Source organism: Neobacillus novalis NBRC 102450 (genome assembly GCF_001591805.1).
GTDB lineage: Bacteria > Bacillota > Bacilli > Bacillales > Cytobacillaceae > Neobacillus > Neobacillus novalis.
On the sequence record NZ_BCVP01000027.1, the window covers coordinates 88653 to 104771 of the forward strand.

The 16119-nt window shown below is 44.4% G+C and carries 12 protein-coding genes; all 12 read left to right on the top strand.

Annotation, left to right across the window (positions count from 1 at the left end; translation table 11 throughout):
* Nucleotides 1-512: 512 nt before the first annotated feature.
* Nucleotides 513-4745, top strand: a complete 4233-nt coding sequence (locus BANVL01_RS19545) for a S8 family serine peptidase (protein ID WP_066093881.1) — start codon at nucleotides 513-515, stop codon at nucleotides 4743-4745.
* Nucleotides 4746-5108: 363 nt separating this feature from the next.
* Entirely contained in the window at nucleotides 5109-6125 is a 1017-nt protein-coding gene (locus tag BANVL01_RS19555) for a nuclease-related domain-containing protein (RefSeq protein ID WP_066093877.1), read from the top strand.
* Nucleotides 6122-8371, top strand: a complete 2250-nt coding sequence (locus BANVL01_RS19560) for a S8 family serine peptidase (protein ID WP_066093875.1) — start codon at nucleotides 6122-6124, stop codon at nucleotides 8369-8371. Before BANVL01_RS19555 ends, BANVL01_RS19560 begins: the two co-directional genes overlap by 4 nt.
* 469 nt (nucleotides 8372-8840) lie before the next feature.
* Nucleotides 8841-9212: an ATP synthase subunit I gene (locus tag BANVL01_RS19565; RefSeq protein WP_066093872.1), complete on the top strand. Its 372-nt coding sequence runs from the start codon at nucleotides 8841-8843 to the stop codon at nucleotides 9210-9212.
* Between the two features lie 27 nt (nucleotides 9213-9239).
* Nucleotides 9240-9953, top strand: coding sequence for a F0F1 ATP synthase subunit A (gene atpB, locus BANVL01_RS19570; RefSeq protein ID WP_066093869.1), 714 nt, complete (start codon nucleotides 9240-9242; stop codon nucleotides 9951-9953).
* 68 nt (nucleotides 9954-10021) lie between these two features.
* Nucleotides 10022-10234 carry a F0F1 ATP synthase subunit C gene (atpE, locus tag BANVL01_RS19575; protein ID WP_066093867.1) on the top strand — a complete coding sequence of 71 codons (213 nt, stop codon included), beginning with the start codon at nucleotides 10022-10024 and terminating at the stop codon, nucleotides 10232-10234.
* A gap of 179 nt (nucleotides 10235-10413) precedes the next feature.
* Nucleotides 10414-10938, top strand: coding sequence for a F0F1 ATP synthase subunit B (locus BANVL01_RS19580; RefSeq protein ID WP_066093864.1), 525 nt, complete (start codon nucleotides 10414-10416; stop codon nucleotides 10936-10938).
* Nucleotides 10935-11471 carry a F0F1 ATP synthase subunit delta gene (locus BANVL01_RS19585; RefSeq protein ID WP_066093861.1) on the top strand — a complete coding sequence of 179 codons (537 nt, stop codon included), beginning with the start codon at nucleotides 10935-10937 and terminating at the stop codon, nucleotides 11469-11471. The genes BANVL01_RS19580 and BANVL01_RS19585 overlap by 4 nt, the downstream gene beginning before the upstream one ends.
* A 26-nt stretch (nucleotides 11472-11497) precedes the next feature.
* Complete coding sequence (gene atpA, locus BANVL01_RS19590; protein ID WP_066093858.1) at nucleotides 11498-13006, top strand: F0F1 ATP synthase subunit alpha; 1509 nt, start codon at nucleotides 11498-11500, stop codon at nucleotides 13004-13006.
* Nucleotides 13007-13112: 106 nt separating this feature from the next.
* Nucleotides 13113-13970: an ATP synthase F1 subunit gamma gene (gene atpG, locus BANVL01_RS19595; RefSeq protein ID WP_066093855.1), complete on the top strand. Its 858-nt coding sequence runs from the start codon at nucleotides 13113-13115 to the stop codon at nucleotides 13968-13970.
* 185 nt (nucleotides 13971-14155) lie between these two features.
* A complete protein-coding gene (gene atpD / locus BANVL01_RS19600; protein WP_066093852.1) occupies nucleotides 14156-15577 on the top strand; it encodes a F0F1 ATP synthase subunit beta in 1422 nt (473 codons plus the stop codon).
* 20 nt (nucleotides 15578-15597) lie between these two features.
* Nucleotides 15598-16008 carry a F0F1 ATP synthase subunit epsilon gene (locus BANVL01_RS19605; RefSeq protein WP_066093849.1) on the top strand — a complete coding sequence of 137 codons (411 nt, stop codon included), beginning with the start codon at nucleotides 15598-15600 and terminating at the stop codon, nucleotides 16006-16008.
* The last annotated feature ends 111 nt before the right edge of the window (nucleotides 16009-16119 follow it).

Genomic DNA, 16119 nt, shown 5'->3' on the forward strand with positions numbered 1-16119 from the left:
GAGTCTACTCGGCTTTTTTTTGTGTTTATTTTTCCAATAAATGTCTAAGCAGACAAAACACCTTGAAAAATAGACAAAACCGTTTGAAAAGTAGACAAAACTATCAAAAAAATAGACAAAACCTCTTGAAATATAGACAAAACCCCCATAAAAATAGACAAAACTTTTCCACGGCAAAAAATCGCCTATCTAAAAGAGAAAACATTCCCAAAAACCATTTGAAAAATGGGTAAATCGATAAAATACCTTCAATAAATTGATATTCCAAAAAAACTCCAAACCAAAATGAAAATAATTTCCGATTTGTCGAAAAAAAGTTGGTGATGTATGTTTTTCCTCTTTATACCATTATATTGAAGATTCGAAAAATGTCGAAAAATATTTATCTTTAAAATTGAAAATTATATTGACCAAATTTGTAATATCTTTTAAGATAAAGTTTACCTATTTTGATTTTTCGAATAATTATTTCAAATCAAAATTTGATAGACATATAGGGGGGAAAGGCTTTCATGAAGAAAAAAACACAGAAAAAGGCTGCTTCATATGCGCTCGCGTCTGCTCTAGTACTTTCTAATCTAGGGTTTGCCGCTTCAGCATCTGCTGAAAGCACGCCAGAAAATGATTTTGCCGCAAAGGTAAAGCAGCTGCAGGAGCTGGCAGGTAAGGATTTGAAAACAATCGATTCTGGGGATATTAAGACAAGCGCAAGCTTAAATCCATCGGATAGGGTCCGCGTGATCGTCGAGGTAGACGGACAAACACCGGTCGAATTCGCAACACAAGAGGGGAAATTATACAAAGATTTAGCAGAGAGCAAAAAGAGTTCACTAGCTACAACTCTAGTAAAACAACAAAATAGTGTAAAAGACAAGATTTCCGCCAAAGGCGTGAAAGTAAACTATAAGAAGACCTTTACCACTGCGTTTAACGGCTTCAGCGGTGATGTTCAGTTCGGCGAAATTGCCAAAATTGAGGCCATTGCCGGCGTCAAAAATGTTTATATCGCCAACGAATACAACCGTCCAGAAGAAACACCGGAAATGAAAACAAGCCACTCATTTATCCAATCGCAAACCACTTGGGCCGATGCGAAACTGAAAGGTGAGGGCATGGTTGTCGCTGTTATTGATACAGGCGTGGACCCATCTCACCGCGATTTCAAAGTAACAGATGCTTCCAAGGATGCGTTAACAAAAGCCAAGGTTGACCAAGCTGGCTTAAAGGGTAAATTTTTCACAGATAAAGTACCATATGGCTACAACTACTATGATGAAAACAATACCATCCTTGATTTAGCACCAGGTGCCTCCATGCACGGCATGCACGTTGCTGGAACAGTAGCGGCTAACGGTGATGAAGCAAACGGTGGAATTAAAGGGGTATCACCTGAAGCACAGGTTCTTGGCATGAAGGTGTTCAGTAATGATCCAAACTATGGTTCAACGTCTTCCGATATCTACCTGGCAGCGATTGATGATTCGATTAAACTAGGCGCAGATGTATTAAACATGAGCTTAGGTTCGACTGCTTCTTTCTATGATCCAAAGAGTGCCGAAGACTTAGCAATCACTCGTGCCGTTGACAACGGAATTGTCTGCTCGGTATCTGCAGGTAACTCAGGACATATTTCTTACGGTTATGCAGCCAATCCAAATCCATATGCAAGCAATCCGGATATTGGCGTTGTCGGCGCACCTGGTCTAAATACGGACACCATTCAAGTGGCAGCGGCCGGTAATGTGGGCTACCTTTACCAGCATGCCATTACGGTGGACGGCGCAGCAGGCTTCACGGCAACAGGCTTTGGAATTGATGATTGGACCGACCTTGCGAAAAATAATACATTACAGCTAGTCAGCCTTGGCGGTAAGCTTGGAGCTCCAGCAGACTATGCCGGCCTTGATGTCAAAGGTAAGGTTGTTGTTATGCCGCGTGGCGATTTAGCGTTTGCGGATAAAACGAAAAATGCTGCCGCAGCAGGCGCAGCCGGTATCATTGTCTATAACAGTGATAACCCTGTATTCTTTGAAAACCAAGGCGGCTGGCAAGTTCCGTTTATGAAGATTCAAAGACAACAGGGACTTGAGCTTGAAGCTGCAATCAAAGCGGGTAACACAACGCTTCGCGTAACCCAAACAAAGAAAACAGATGATCCTGAAATGGGCCGGATGACCGACTTCACTTCATGGGGTGTGACACCAAACCTTGATTTCAAACCAGAAATCACCGCTCCTGGTGGAAAAATTTACTCAACAGTTAATAACAATCAATACGAAGTGATGAGCGGTACGTCAATGGCAGCACCGCACGTTGCCGGCGGAAGTGCGCTTGTACAGCAATACTTGAAGAAAGATGCTCGTTTCAAGGCGTTAACAGCTGGCGAACGGACACACTTTGCCAAAGTTCTCTTAATGAACACATCCAACAAAATTGTTGATTTGAATGGCCAGCCATTCTCGCCACGCCGTCAAGGTGCAGGGATGATGCAAACCTTCAACGCGGTTTCAACACCAGTTGTTGTTGTTGAAAAATCAAGCAACGAAGGCAAAGTTGCGTTAAAGGATTTCACAAGCAAACAATTCACGATGAACTTTACGGCAAAGAACATTTCGGATAAAGCGGTAACGTACGCTGTGAATACCGACGTTTTAACGGACACGATTAAGCAAACGACTGGTAAACCAGATACGAATGCGTTAATTGCCGGCAACATGGATGGTGCGGTAGTTGATGCGCCAAAAACGTTAACAGTGCCAGCCGGTAAATCGGTTGATTTTTCCGTAAAGGTTGATTTAACAAATGCAAAAATCCCTGGCCTAGATAATGCCGGTAAGAAAGTTGCTTTAGACCTGAAAGAGGATATTTTCGTTGAAGGTTTCGTAACGCTGACGGATACGAACAATAAATTAGAAGCAACACTAAACGTTCCATATGTAGGTTTCTACGGCAAATGGGATCGCCCTAGCATTCTTGATGGCTTTAAGGATCTTGGCGAAACGAAGTTCTTTAACCATGGCATGAATGAAATGCTATTTACAAGTGAGGGTAAAACGTATTTGCAGGCTCCAGTTCCTGGAAAACAATACTATGCAGTTTCACCGAATGGCGATGGCTTAATGGATAATGCTTTCCCACTGCCAACTTTCTTACGGAATGCTTCTGAAGCGCAGTTTAACGTTCTTGATAAAGACGGCAAGCTCCTTCGCCGCGTTGCCTTGGAGAAAGATGTGCGGAAAAGCTATTTTAATTCTGGCAATTCCGGGTCTAGTACGTATAACTTGAAATCTAGCCGTGCTTGGGATGGGACTGTTAATTCTAAGAAAGTAGAAGACGGCCTGTACTACTACGAAATCAAATCTGTGGTAGATTACAAGGGCGCTGAATATCAATCGAAGAAGATTCCAGTTTATGTTGATACAACAGCTCCAAAGGTGAAAGCAACCTACGATAATGATGCATCAACAGTTAATTGGACAACAGATGAGCAAGGCGTTGGCGTGATGAGTTACGCAATCTATGTCGATGGAAAATTAGTAACAGATAAAGTAAGCGGCACGGCAACAAGCTATAAATTCGAAACTCCGCTGGCAGCAAAAACGTCTGTTGAAGTATTTGCAACTGATTATGCCTACAATATTGGCGGCTCGAAAACAGCAGCAGGTGACACAGCACTTCCGCTTGTGTACATGTCGGCACCTTCAGCAAATGGAACGTACAGATCGCTTGAGGTTCCAGTTTCAGGTTATGCTACTGACGACCTTGGCGTGGACAAAGTCCAAGTAAATGGCAAGGATGTAGCCCTTACTTACGATGCAGCGAAGAAGCAATACAATTTCTCAACAACAGTTAAGTTTGAGAAAGACGGCAAGTATAAGATTCCTATTACAGTAACGGACGTTGCGGGCAAAGAGTACGGCATTTCCCGAATTGTCTATGTTGATACAACTCCAGGTGAAATTGTAGTCGATGCCCCTGAAAAAGTGGGCTATGATGTTGATCAAGCTACGGTGAAGTTACAATTAAAAGATAACTTTAACTATTTATCTTTATATGTTGGCGCTGACCAAGTATTTTTACAACCATACAAGAGCCCAGTAGATGTAATGACTCCTGCTGATACTCCGTATGAGTTTACGGTTGACTTGAAGCATGGCGAAAACAAAGTAAGCCTTCGTCTTCTTGACTTTGGCGGAAACGAAACGAAGAAAGATGTCACGATCTTCCGTGCGGAAGTGAAGGATCAAGATCCGAAGCCAGATCCAGATCCGAAACCAGATCCAAAACCGGATCCGAAGCCAGATCCAAAACCGGAACCAGCGGTGAAAAATGGCTGGAATTTAGAAGGAAACACATGGTTCTACTACACGAAAGATGTGAAGAAGACCGGCTGGTTATTAGATGGAAGCACATGGTATTTCATGAATAAAAATGGTGCAATGCAAACGGGCTGGGTACTTGATGGCGGTAAATGGTACTTGCTTGGTAAATCAGGAGCCATGCAAACAGGCTGGGCACTTGACGGCGGCAAATGGTACTTCTTAAACAACAGCGGTGCGATGCTGACAGGCTGGGTGAAAACTGGCGGTGAGTGGTACCACTTAAGCAATAGCGGTGCGATGAACACAGGCTGGAAACTCATCAACGGTAAATGGTATTACCTAAATCCGAAGTCTGGAAAAATGGCCTACAGCACAACAGTTGACGGTTATAAACTAGGTTCTGATGGAGCTTGGATTAAGTAAGTTTTTTATGAGGGAAGGCGGACAGTGAGATGTCCGCCTTTTTATTTTGGGCTTAATCGGGTGGGTTTTTTGAGGGTAGATTTCCCAGATAATGTCTAATTAGCCAAAACCCTTTGAAAAATAGCCATAACCTCTCGAAAAGTAGCCATAACCATCAAAAAAATAGCCAAAACCCGATAAAAAGTAGCCAAAACCCCACGAAAAATAGCCAAAACTTTTTCCAAGGGAAAAACTCACTCGACATTTTGAACTTTTTGTGAAAACTAGATGAAATTTCGTCAAAATCATCCAAAATTCGCAGGAATTCCTCATCAAGAATCGAATAGTATGAATGAATTTACTAAATAGAGGTGATTTTAGCAAATGATTAAACTGGATTTAGCAGTTTCTATTGAAATTCATCAGTGTATTGCGATCTTAAGAAGGATGTCAAAACTTGATCCCCTAAGACCGTTGATTGAGAGGGAATTAAAATGGCGGCTAAAAGGATATTACGGTGAAAAAGAAACACGTTTCTACCTTTCGTTCTTACCGGAGGAGAAGTATTACATTTTCCATGGTTTGCGGCTTCATGATAAGAAGGCATTTCAAATGGATTTGCTTATCCTCTCACAGTACTTCGCGCTGATTGCAGAAATTAAAAATATTTCCGGTAGGTTACGCTTTAATAAAGGCTCCAATCAGGTCATGAAAGAGTATCAGGGCAAAGAAGAAGGGATTTCAAACCCAATTCAACAAGTAAAAAGACACCATATCCAGTTTCGTAATTGGCTCCGCAAAAAGCATATAAAAAATTTACCGATTGAGTCCATTGCCTTGATTAGTAAAACGTCAACGATTATTGAAACAACCCCAGATAATTTGCAAATTTTTAACCACTTGATTTTTGGGGAGTCACTTCTTGATAAAATAAACGAACTGGAAATGAAATATCAAACCCCCCTTTTAAGCAAAAAGAAGCTAGATGATCTATCCGATTGCCTGTTAGCTGATCACACGATTGCAATCCCTGCTATTCTCCGCCATCACAATATCTCACCTAATCAGATTCCAACTGGCGTATGCTGCCCAAAATGTAATGAACTCCCGATGATTTATCGTTCAGCTAATTGGCAATGTCCAATCTGCAAATTTCTTTCAAAAACGGCCCATATAACAGCGGTTGATGACTTTTTTCTTCTCTTAAGCCCGACGATGACCAGAACACAGTTCAAGGATTTCTTACATATTGATTCAGATGCTGTGGCGAAAAATCTCCTCCACTCGCTGAACTTGCCATCAACCGGCACAAAGCGAGGTACTCAATACCATCTCCCAAAAAACCGCATACTTTCCCCACTCGATGAAAACGATATTAGAAAAGGGGAATTTTTTAAATGAAACTACTGCTTGCGTTAATCCTGGCATTTCAAGCTCCGCGAACACTCATCCATCCGCCGATTCCTAAACCCACTCAGGAGACAATCGCGATTGTTCTCTTAGAAAAACCGCATACGAAGCAGGAAATCAACGAGCTCATCCGCCCGTTTAGGGACGTCAAGCTTCGCCGAGTTTTCCGCGAGGCGATTACCGGTTTTTCTGTCCAAGGGAAGCCGCAGGCAATCGAGCGGCTTGCCGGAAATAAACAAATCTTGAACATCTCACCCGTCACCCAGTATCAAATCCAAACTGAGGAAAGTGTCAAAATTATTGGCGGCGATGAGGTCCGCAGTATTTTTGATCAAAAAAATCAGCGCCTGACCGGAAAGGGCGTGACGGTTGGGGTCATCGATACCGGCGTCGATTACACCCATCCGGACTTGAAAAAAAACTATGCCGGCGGCCACGATCTTGTCGACAATGACCAGGATCCAATGGAAACTCGGGGCCTTGGGCAGGCGACCATCCACGGCACCCATGTCGCCGGCATTATTGCGGCAAATGGAAAAATAAAAGGCGTCGCCCCTGGGGCGAAAATTGTTGCCTACCGGGCGCTTGGACCGGGCGGCGGCGGAACAACCGAGCAGGTGCTGGCAGCGATTGAGCAGGCCATCAAAGATAAAGTCGATATTATTAACCTTTCGCTCGGAAACGATATCAACGGCCCCGACTTGCCGATTAGTCTTGCCCTCAACCGCGCCGTTGATAAAGGGATTGTCGCTGTGGCGGCCTCGGGCAATTCCGGACCCAATGTCTGGACGGTCGGTTCCCCGGGGACTGCCTCAAAAGCGATTTCTGTCGGGGCCTCGACGCCGACGATGGAGATACCATCTCTATTAATAGAAGGAAGCCGGAATAAAGTACGGATTCAGCCAATGGAGGGCTCAGCCAACTGGGCGCTTGACCGCTCGCTCGACATTGTCGATGGCGGGCTCGGAAAGAAAACTGAATTGAAACAGTCGCAGGGGAAACTAGTCCTGATGAAAAGGGGAACATTAACTTTTTCGGAAAAGGCGGAAAACGCACGTCTTGCGGGGGCGGCAGCTGTGCTCATCTACAATAATATGAGCGGGGGCTTCATGGGTAACCTCGATACTCAGAGTATCATCCCTGTCGGATCACTCTCGAAGGGTGACGGAGTTATTTTACAAAAAAAAATCAAGCAGGGGCTGTCGGCACGGGTTTTGGTCTCGGAGGAACGGGATCGGCTCGCTGATTTCAGCTCAAGGGGGCCGGTGACGGGGACGTGGGAAATTAAGCCGGACATTGTCGCGCCCGGGGTGGCGATTAATTCGACGGTTCCTGGCGGCTACTTGAGCCTGCAGGGGACGAGTATGGCGGCGCCGCACGTTGCCGGAGCCTGCGCGTTGATTAAGCAGGCGCATCCGGACTGGACGCCTGTGCAAATTAAGGCGGCGTTGATGAATACGGCGAAACCGCTGGTGAAAACGGGGGCAGTGAAAACGGGGGGCGATTCCGCCAATATGAACCGTCCGCCGGCCACAAATGCCGGGGGCCGATCCGCCTACTATCGCACCTTCGAACAGGGGGCAGGCAGAATCCAAGTGGATGAGGCGATTAAAACGGCCTCGCTCGTCACGCCGAGCAGTATCCAATTTGGGAAATTTAGCGATGAGAGGGATCGTCATAAGGCCGTTTTACATGTGGAAAATACGAGTGAGCGAAAGGCAAGCTATTCATTTCAAATTCCGAACCTTGTGGATGGGCTGAACTGGAGGTTCCCGCTCTCCTTCACCTTAGAGCCGCACGAAGCAAAGGATGTTACGCTTGAGCTGCGGGTCGACCCGCAGATTTTTAAAGGAAAAATCCATGATGGCTACCTCAGCTTGCAGGCTGGGGCGAAGGCGATTCAAATTCCTTATTTGTATGTGCTCGAGGAGCCGGGCTACCCAAGGGTGATGGGCTTTGATTTTGCGGAAGGGGATAAGCCGGGGCAGTACAGGTATGAGGTCTATTTGCCGGGCGGGGCGGAGGAGTTTGGGATTGCCTTGTTTAACCCGGAGGATTACCGGTTTGTTGGCTTCTTGGATACGGCCGTGAATGTGAAAAAAGGGCTGATCAAGCGAGACATCCCGAGTGACCAGCTGCCGGCCGAGGGAACCTACCTCGTGAAGGTATTTGCCAAAAAGGCGAATAAGGAGGATTTTATTGAAGGGATGATTAAGATTGGTGAAAAAGTAGACTAGGATGGGGGCCAAGTCTACGGGAGTTTTTCTAATATATAGAACGGATGATCAAGATTGGCGAAAAAGTAGACTAGGCGGCGGACCGAGTCTACTTATTTTTGTGAACGAATGTTCACAAAATCGACACAAATTAGCCATAAAAAATTACGAATTTACAATACAATTATAGTGTAAACAAGAAAATAATATTGGAAGAAATTACGGGGCTGGGTTGTGGAATAATTCACGTAAACTCATTGACATTGAAAGTTGCCTATTGTATGCTTAAAAAGGTGTAAAATGACAGGGTTTTCATGAGGTTTCCCATGAGTTTACCTGCTTTGAATACCACATTTTAAGTTATTCCAAAATACCTCAAGTCCGCTTCTTCGGTGCAAAGATAATTATCTTAATAATCGGATTGTTCGTTGGACTTTAAGCAGGTATTGATTCCGAATCCGTCATTTCTTTTCAGGAGATTAAACCAACCATGCCGGAATATCAACTAATATTTTCAAGACTGCGAAGATGGATATTTTTTTTATTGGCTATTTATGTACTCGGCTGGGGGTTCACGTCTTATCAACCCATCTTTCTAGGATTGGTTTTTGGGACGAGTTTGAGCCTTTTTAATTTGTGGTTAATGGTCCGAAAGATGGACAAGTTCGGCGAGTCGATTCAACAGGGGAAAAAGGTACGGTCACTCGGGTCTTTTTCAAGGTTTGCGACGGCGGCGCTGGCCGTTATGGTTACGATGATGTATCCAGACCAGCTTCATCTCATCAGTGTGGTTATAGGGTTAATGACATCCTATATTGTCATTATGATAGATTTTTTTATTCACAGCATTAAAAATACATAAAAAAGCGGGGAAGCGAGGTGAATATTGTTGGAACACAAAGCTCCAATAGTAACATATTTTGGACTTAATTTTAATTTGGCTGACATGTTAATGATTACCATCGCAAGTGCAGTTGTCTTTTTAATTGCCGTTTTATCGACGCGTAAGCTAGCGATGAAGCCGACCGGTGTCCAGAATTTCATGGAATGGGTCATGGATTTCGTTAAGAACATCATTAACAGCACGATGGATTGGAAAACCGGCGGACGATTTCATGTGCTTGGTATTACCATCATGATGTATGTCTTTGTCGCTAATATGCTGGGGCTGCCATTTTCAATCGTCATCAATGATACACTTTGGTGGAAATCGCCGACTGCCGATCCAGGAGTAACGCTGACACTGGCGGTATTGGTGGTGGGATTATCCCATTTTTATGGAGTCAAAATGAAAGGGACAGCTGCCTACGGGAAAGAATTCTTTAAACCGTTTTGGTTCATGTTCCCAATCAAGATTATTGAAGAGTTTGCAAATACGCTGACTCTCGGTCTCCGTCTTTACGGAAACATTTACGCGGGTGAGATTTTACTAGGATTACTCGCAGGTGGTCTAGCACAATCCGGAAATTTCGGATGGCTTTACGCAGCTGTACCAATGTTGGCGTGGCAGGGCTTCTCAGTCTTTGTCGGTGCCATTCAAGCATTTATTTTCACCATGTTAACAATGGTTTACTTGTCTCATAAGGTGAGTACCGACCATTAATATAACTGTTCAATTTTATTGAACAAAAAAATAAAATTATTTATACATTTTAAGGAGGAAAATTACAAATGGGTCTTATAGCAGCAGCAATTGCAATCGGTTTAGCAGCACTAGGTGCCGGTATCGGTAACGGTCTTATCGTATCTAAAACAGTTGAAGGTATCGCTCGTCAGCCAGAAGCTCGCGGTATGCTTCAAACAACAATGTTCATCGGGGTTGCGTTAGTTGAGGCGATTCCTATCATCGCGGTTGTTATCGCGTTCATGGTTCAAGGTAAATAATCTAGGTTAACTCCGAGACCAATGGCGAAGATCAACTGAGAACCTTCGCCATTCGTTTATATCTGTATTCATCAGGTTAATAGTACAAACCCTGATATAAGTTTTTCGAAAAATGACGATTGAAAATGATGGTTTTTTGTATATATAAAGGAACAACTCTTGAAGGGAGTGAACCCGAGGTGTTTACAAGCAGTCTAGTATTAGGTGCAGCAGCACATACCGGAGTTAATTGGGGTACGATCCTTTTCCAATTAGTGATCTTTATCATCTTGATGTTATTGCTGAAGAAGTTCGCATGGGGCCCATTAATGGGCATCATGAAAGAACGTGAAGAGCATGTCGCAAATGAAATCACATCAGCTGAAAAAAGCCGTAAAGAAGCTGCCGCTTTAGTAGAAGAACAAAGAAATATGTTAAAAGAAGCTCGCAGTGATGCTCAAAGTTTAATTGAAGCAGCGAAAAAGCAAGGCGATCTTCAGCGTGATGAAATCATCGCCGCTTCCCGCGCAGAATCTGAGCGCATTAAAGAAGCCGCTAAGTTAGAGATTGAGCAGCAAAAAGAAAAAGCAGTTGCCGCGATTCGCGAACAAGTGGCGTCGTTGTCTGTCTTAATTGCATCTAAAGTAATTGAGAAAGAATTGAGCGCAGCGGATCAAGACAAACTCATTAACGAATATATCCAAGAGGCAGGAGAAAAACGATGAGTAACTCCATGGTAGCAAAGCGCTACGCGTTGGCTCTTTTCCAAATTGCGAAAGAGACTCAAGCTCTTGGAGTAATAGAAGAAGACCTTCGTGCAGTGAAGGAAGTTGTCGGGTATCATCCTGAATTTAAAGCCGTATTAAAATCTTCGAAGCTTTCAATTGATAAGAAAAAGGAGATTTTAAAGCAGGCTTTTGCATCGGTAAATGTAAATGTACTCAATACACTGTTAATCTTAATTGACCGTCACCGCGAGGATGAAATCGCTGACGTGGCCAATGAGTTTATTGAGCTGGCGAATGATGCAATGGGTATCGCTGAGGCCGAGGTGCACAGTTACCGTGCCTTAACAGAGGCTGAGCGTGCTGCCCTATCTTCAGTTTTTGCCGCAAAAATCGGTAAGAAATCGCTAAAAATTGAAAATATCGTAGATTCCAGCTTGCTTGGCGGTGTCCGCCTTCGGATTGGAAATCGTATATATGACGGCTCATTGAGTGGTAAGCTCAGCCGTTTAGAACGTAAATTGTTAAGTTAAGATTTGAAAGATTAGGGGTGAAACTCATGAGCATCAAAGCTGAAGAAATCAGTGCCCTGATAAAAAAGCAGATTGAAAACTATCAGGCAGAAATTCAAGTGACGGATGTCGGTACAGTTATCTCCGTAGGTGACGGTATCGCACGTGTTCATGGCCTCGACAATGTCATGGCTGGAGAACTTGTTGAATTTGCGAACGGCGTTATGGGTATGGCACAAAACCTGGAAGAAAATAACGTCGGTATTATCATCCTTGGACCTTTCACGGAAATCCGTGAAGGCGACGAAGTACGCCGTACAGGCCGCATCATGGAGGTTCCAGTTGGTGAGGGACTAATCGGCCGTGTTGTAAACTCATTAGGACAACCAATCGATGGTATGGGTTCAATCAACACTACAAAAACTCGTCCTGTTGAAGCAGTTGCTTCCGGCGTTATGGCTCGTAAATCCGTTCATGAGCCATTACAAACGGGTATTAAAGCGATTGACGCGCTCGTTCCAATCGGACGCGGTCAGCGTGAATTAATTATCGGTGACCGTCAAACAGGTAAAACATCTGTTGCGATTGATACAATCATCAACCAAAAAGATCAAGACATGATTTGTATCTATGTCGCAATCGGACAAAAAGAATCAACGGTTCGTGGTGCTGTTGAAACACTTCGTAAAAGTGGCGCATTAGACTACTCCATCGTTGTTTCAGCATCTGCATCACAGCCGGCTCCAATGCTATTTTTAGCACCATATGCTGGTGTTGCAATGGCGGAAGAATTTATGTATGCTGGCAAGCACGTCTTAATCGTGTACGATGATCTTTCTAAGCAAGCGGCTGCCTACCGTGAACTTTCCCTATTACTTCGCCGTCCTCCAGGTCGTGAAGCCTATCCAGGGGATGTATTCTACTTGCACTCACGCTTACTTGAGCGTGCCGCAAAATTAAACGACACACTTGGTGCCGGTTCGATCACGGCATTGCCATTTATTGAAACACAAGCAGGTGACGTTTCTGCTTATATCCCAACAAACGTAATCTCCATCACTGATGGACAAATTTTCTTACAATCAGACCTATTCTTCTCCGGTGTACGTCCAGCGATCAACGCAGGTCTTTCCGTATCCCGTGTAGGTGGATCGGCGCAAATCAAAGCGATGAGGAAGGTTGCCGGTACACTCCGTCTTGACCTTGCTTCTTACCGTGAGCTAGAAGCATTTGCGCAGTTCGGTTCTGACCTTGATAAAGCAACACAAGCAAAGCTTGCCCGCGGTGCGCGTACAGTTGAGGTGCTAAAGCAGGACCTTCATAAGCCGTTGTCCGTAGGGAAGCAAGTGGCGATTCTTTATGCCTTAACACGCGGTTTCCTTGATGATATTCCATTAGCGGATATCCGTCGTTTTGAATCTGAATTCCATAACTGGTTAGACCACAACCGCAAAGAGTTGTTAGACCATATTGCAACCACGAAGGAACTTCCTTCTGATGAAGATATGGCTTCTGCAATCAACGACTTCAAAAAGACGTTTGCAGTTTCCGAATAATAGGGTCTGACATTTAGTAAGGTCTGGATGCGCGTCACCATGTGAATTTTTCACATGGTGACGCGCCCAGGCCAGACATTCTTTGAATGAGGGTGGTGAGAACCTAATGGCATCATTACGCGATATAAAAAATAGTATTAATTCTACGAAAAAAATGAGTCAGATTACCAAAGCAATGGAAATGACTTCAGCCGCGAAATGGAACCGCGGTGTGCTGAATGCAAAGGCATTCGTTCCTTACATGGAGAAAATCCAAGAAGTGACGGCGTCGATTGCGATTGGCTCAGGTGGTGTGAATCACCCGATGCTGCAGCACCGTACAGTAAAGAAAACCGGTTATATTGTCATGACAAGCGACCGCGGCCTTGCTGGTGCTTTTAACAGTAACGTGATTCGCCGTGTCCATCAAACAATTCAAAGCCGTCATAAGTCGAATGATGAGTTTGCAATCATTGCCATCGGCCGTGTGGCACGTGACTTTTTTGTGAAGCGGGGCATGAATGTGATCCTCGAAATCGTCGGGGTTTCAGATCAGCCTAACTTTGAAAGCATTAAAGATATTACGAGCGCGACCGTCGGTATGTTTACAGACGAAACCTTCGATGAACTATATATTTATTACAACCATTATCATAGTGCGATTTCACAGGAAGTGACCGAGAAGAAGCTCCTGCCGCTTTCCGACCTATCTACTTCACATAAGCTCATAAGCTACGAATTTGAGCCGTCAGCAGAAGAAATTTTAGAAGTTCTCCTGCCGCAATATGCGGAAAGCTTGATTTATGGAGCGTTATTAGATAGTAAAGCCAGCGAGCATGCCGCTCGGATGACTGCAATGAGAAACGCAACCGATAATGCGAAAGAAATGATCAAATCTTATTCTCTAATCTACAACCGTGCCCGCCAGGCAGCGATTACTCAAGAAATTGCCGAAATCGTCGGCGGTGCGGCAGCGTTAGAATAGAGAAGCGGAAATGCTCAGGCGTATTGTGCTAGAAAAGAATGATTCTAATCTGGTGCCTGACACCATTCATTTCAATCATCAGGGTCGAAGGCTGTGCTGCCTTTGATTCTGCTATATTTTTCAAAAAAAAAAGAAGAGCCCCGAGGCTTGGATTTGTTTGATAGAGTAAGTTAGGAGGGAAAACGATGAACAAAGGACGCGTTCTTCAGATTATGGGTCCGGTGGTTGACGTGAAGTTTGACGGCGGCAATCTGCCTGCAATCTATAATGCATTGAAAGTTGTCAGTAAGGCGCATAATCAATCAGAAGTTGATATCAACTTAACGCTTGAAGTAGCCCTTCATTTAGGTGATGACACGGTTCGTACGATTGCGATGTCGACAACTGATGGGTTAACTCGCGGTGTGGAAGTTGAGGATACGGGTAAGCCTATTTCTGTTCCGGTTGGGGATGTAACGCTTGGCCGTGTATTTAACGTTTTAGGTGAAGCAATTGACTTGAAAGAGGATGTACCGGTAAGTGCCCGCCGTGATTCGATTCACCGCGAAGCACCAACGTTTGAAGAACTTTCTACTGAGGTAGAAATTCTTGAAACGGGTATTAAGGTAGTAGACTTGCTTGCCCCATATATTAAAGGTGGTAAGATTGGTTTATTCGGTGGTGCCGGTGTTGGTAAAACCGTTTTAATCCAGGAATTAATTAATAACATTGCTCAAGAGCATAGCGGTATTTCTGTTTTCGCCGGTGTTGGTGAACGTACCCGTGAAGGTAATGACCTTTACCACGAAATGACAGACTCTGGCGTTATTAAGCAAACAGCGATGGTATTCGGACAAATGAATGAGCCGCCTGGCGCACGTATGCGTGTGGCCTTGACTGGTTTGACAATGGCTGAATATTTCCGTGATGAGCAAGGACAAGACGTGTTATTGTTCATTGATAATATTTTCCGTTTCACACAAGCGGGTTCTGAGGTTTCTGCCCTTCTTGGCCGTATGCCATCTGCGGTAGGTTACCAGCCAACGCTTGCTACAGAAATGGGTAAATTGGAAGAGCGGATTACGTCTACAAATAAAGGTTCTGTTACTTCGATCCAAGCGATTTACGTTCCAGCCGATGACTATACGGATCCGGCTCCGGCAACAACTTTCGCTCACTTAGATGCAACTACAAACCTTGAACGTAAGCTTTCAGAAATGGGTATCTACCCTGCGGTGGATCCATTGGCATCGACTTCTCGTGCTTTGTCACCGGGTATCGTTGGCGAGGAGCACTATGAGGTTGCACGTCAAGTACAATCTACGTTACAAAAATATCGTGAATTACAGGATATCATTGCCATTCTTGGTATGGATGAACTTTCTGATGATGATAAGTTAGTTGTGCTCCGCGCACGTCGTATCCAAAACTTCTTATCGCAAAATTTCCACGTGGCTGAACAGTTCACTGGTCAGAAGGGATCTTATGTGCCTGTAAAAGAAACGGTTAAAGGTTTCAAAGAAATCCTTGACGGCAAATATGACCACCTTCCGGAAGATGCATTCCGTTTGGTCGGCCGTATTGAAGATGTGGTTGAGGCCGGAAAACGCATGGGTGTAGAAGCCTAAGTACGCCAGGAGGGTAAAAAATGAAGACGATTAAAGTCAGTGTTGTTACTCCCGATGGCCCGGTGTATGAGTCAGATGTAGAAATGGTGAGTACGAAGGCTCAAAGTGGTGAGCTCGGTATTTTACCTGGACACATTCCGATGGTTGCGCCGCTTCAAATTGGTGCTGTCCGTCTTAAAAAAGAGGGCAATATGGAATTTATCGCAGTCAGCGGCGGATTTTTAGAGGTTCGTCCTGATCAGGTAACAATTCTTGCCCAATCAGCGGAAACAGCTTCTGAAATTGATGTAGAACGTGCCTTAAGAGCGAAGGAACGTGCAGAGCAGCGGATGCGCGAACAGAAGACCGCGCATATCGACTTCCGCCGTGCTGAGCTAGCATTGCAGCGCGCCATCAATCGCCTCGCCGTATCGGAAAGACGAATGTTATAATTTTTTTATGAAAAGCAGAAGTGCCCGTTGGGTACTGGAGCTGGACAATTTTTATAAAAATAAACCCCCACCAACCAGGACAAGTTTTGTGCTGATTGGTGGGGGTTTTTG

Excerpts from the sequence above, each read along its gene's own strand:
- BANVL01_RS19555 (WP_066093877.1), top strand. The coding sequence starts at position 5,109 with ATGATTAAACTGGATTTAGCAGTTTCTATTGAAATTCATCAGTGTATT.
- atpG (WP_066093855.1), top strand. The coding sequence starts at position 13,113 with ATGGCATCATTACGCGATATAAAAAATAGTATTAATTCTACGAAAAAA.
- BANVL01_RS19565 (WP_066093872.1), top strand. The coding sequence starts at position 8,841 with ATGCCGGAATATCAACTAATATTTTCAAGACTGCGAAGATGGATATTT.
- BANVL01_RS19545 (WP_066093881.1), top strand. The coding sequence starts at position 513 with ATGAAGAAAAAAACACAGAAAAAGGCTGCTTCATATGCGCTCGCGTCT.
- atpD (WP_066093852.1), top strand. The coding sequence starts at position 14,156 with ATGAACAAAGGACGCGTTCTTCAGATTATGGGTCCGGTGGTTGACGTG.
- BANVL01_RS19585 (WP_066093861.1), top strand. The coding sequence starts at position 10,935 with ATGAGTAACTCCATGGTAGCAAAGCGCTACGCGTTGGCTCTTTTCCAA.
- atpE (WP_066093867.1), top strand. The coding sequence starts at position 10,022 with ATGGGTCTTATAGCAGCAGCAATTGCAATCGGTTTAGCAGCACTAGGT.
- BANVL01_RS19605 (WP_066093849.1), top strand. The coding sequence starts at position 15,598 with ATGAAGACGATTAAAGTCAGTGTTGTTACTCCCGATGGCCCGGTGTAT.
- BANVL01_RS19560 (WP_066093875.1), top strand. The coding sequence starts at position 6,122 with ATGAAACTACTGCTTGCGTTAATCCTGGCATTTCAAGCTCCGCGAACA.
- atpA (WP_066093858.1), top strand. The coding sequence starts at position 11,498 with ATGAGCATCAAAGCTGAAGAAATCAGTGCCCTGATAAAAAAGCAGATT.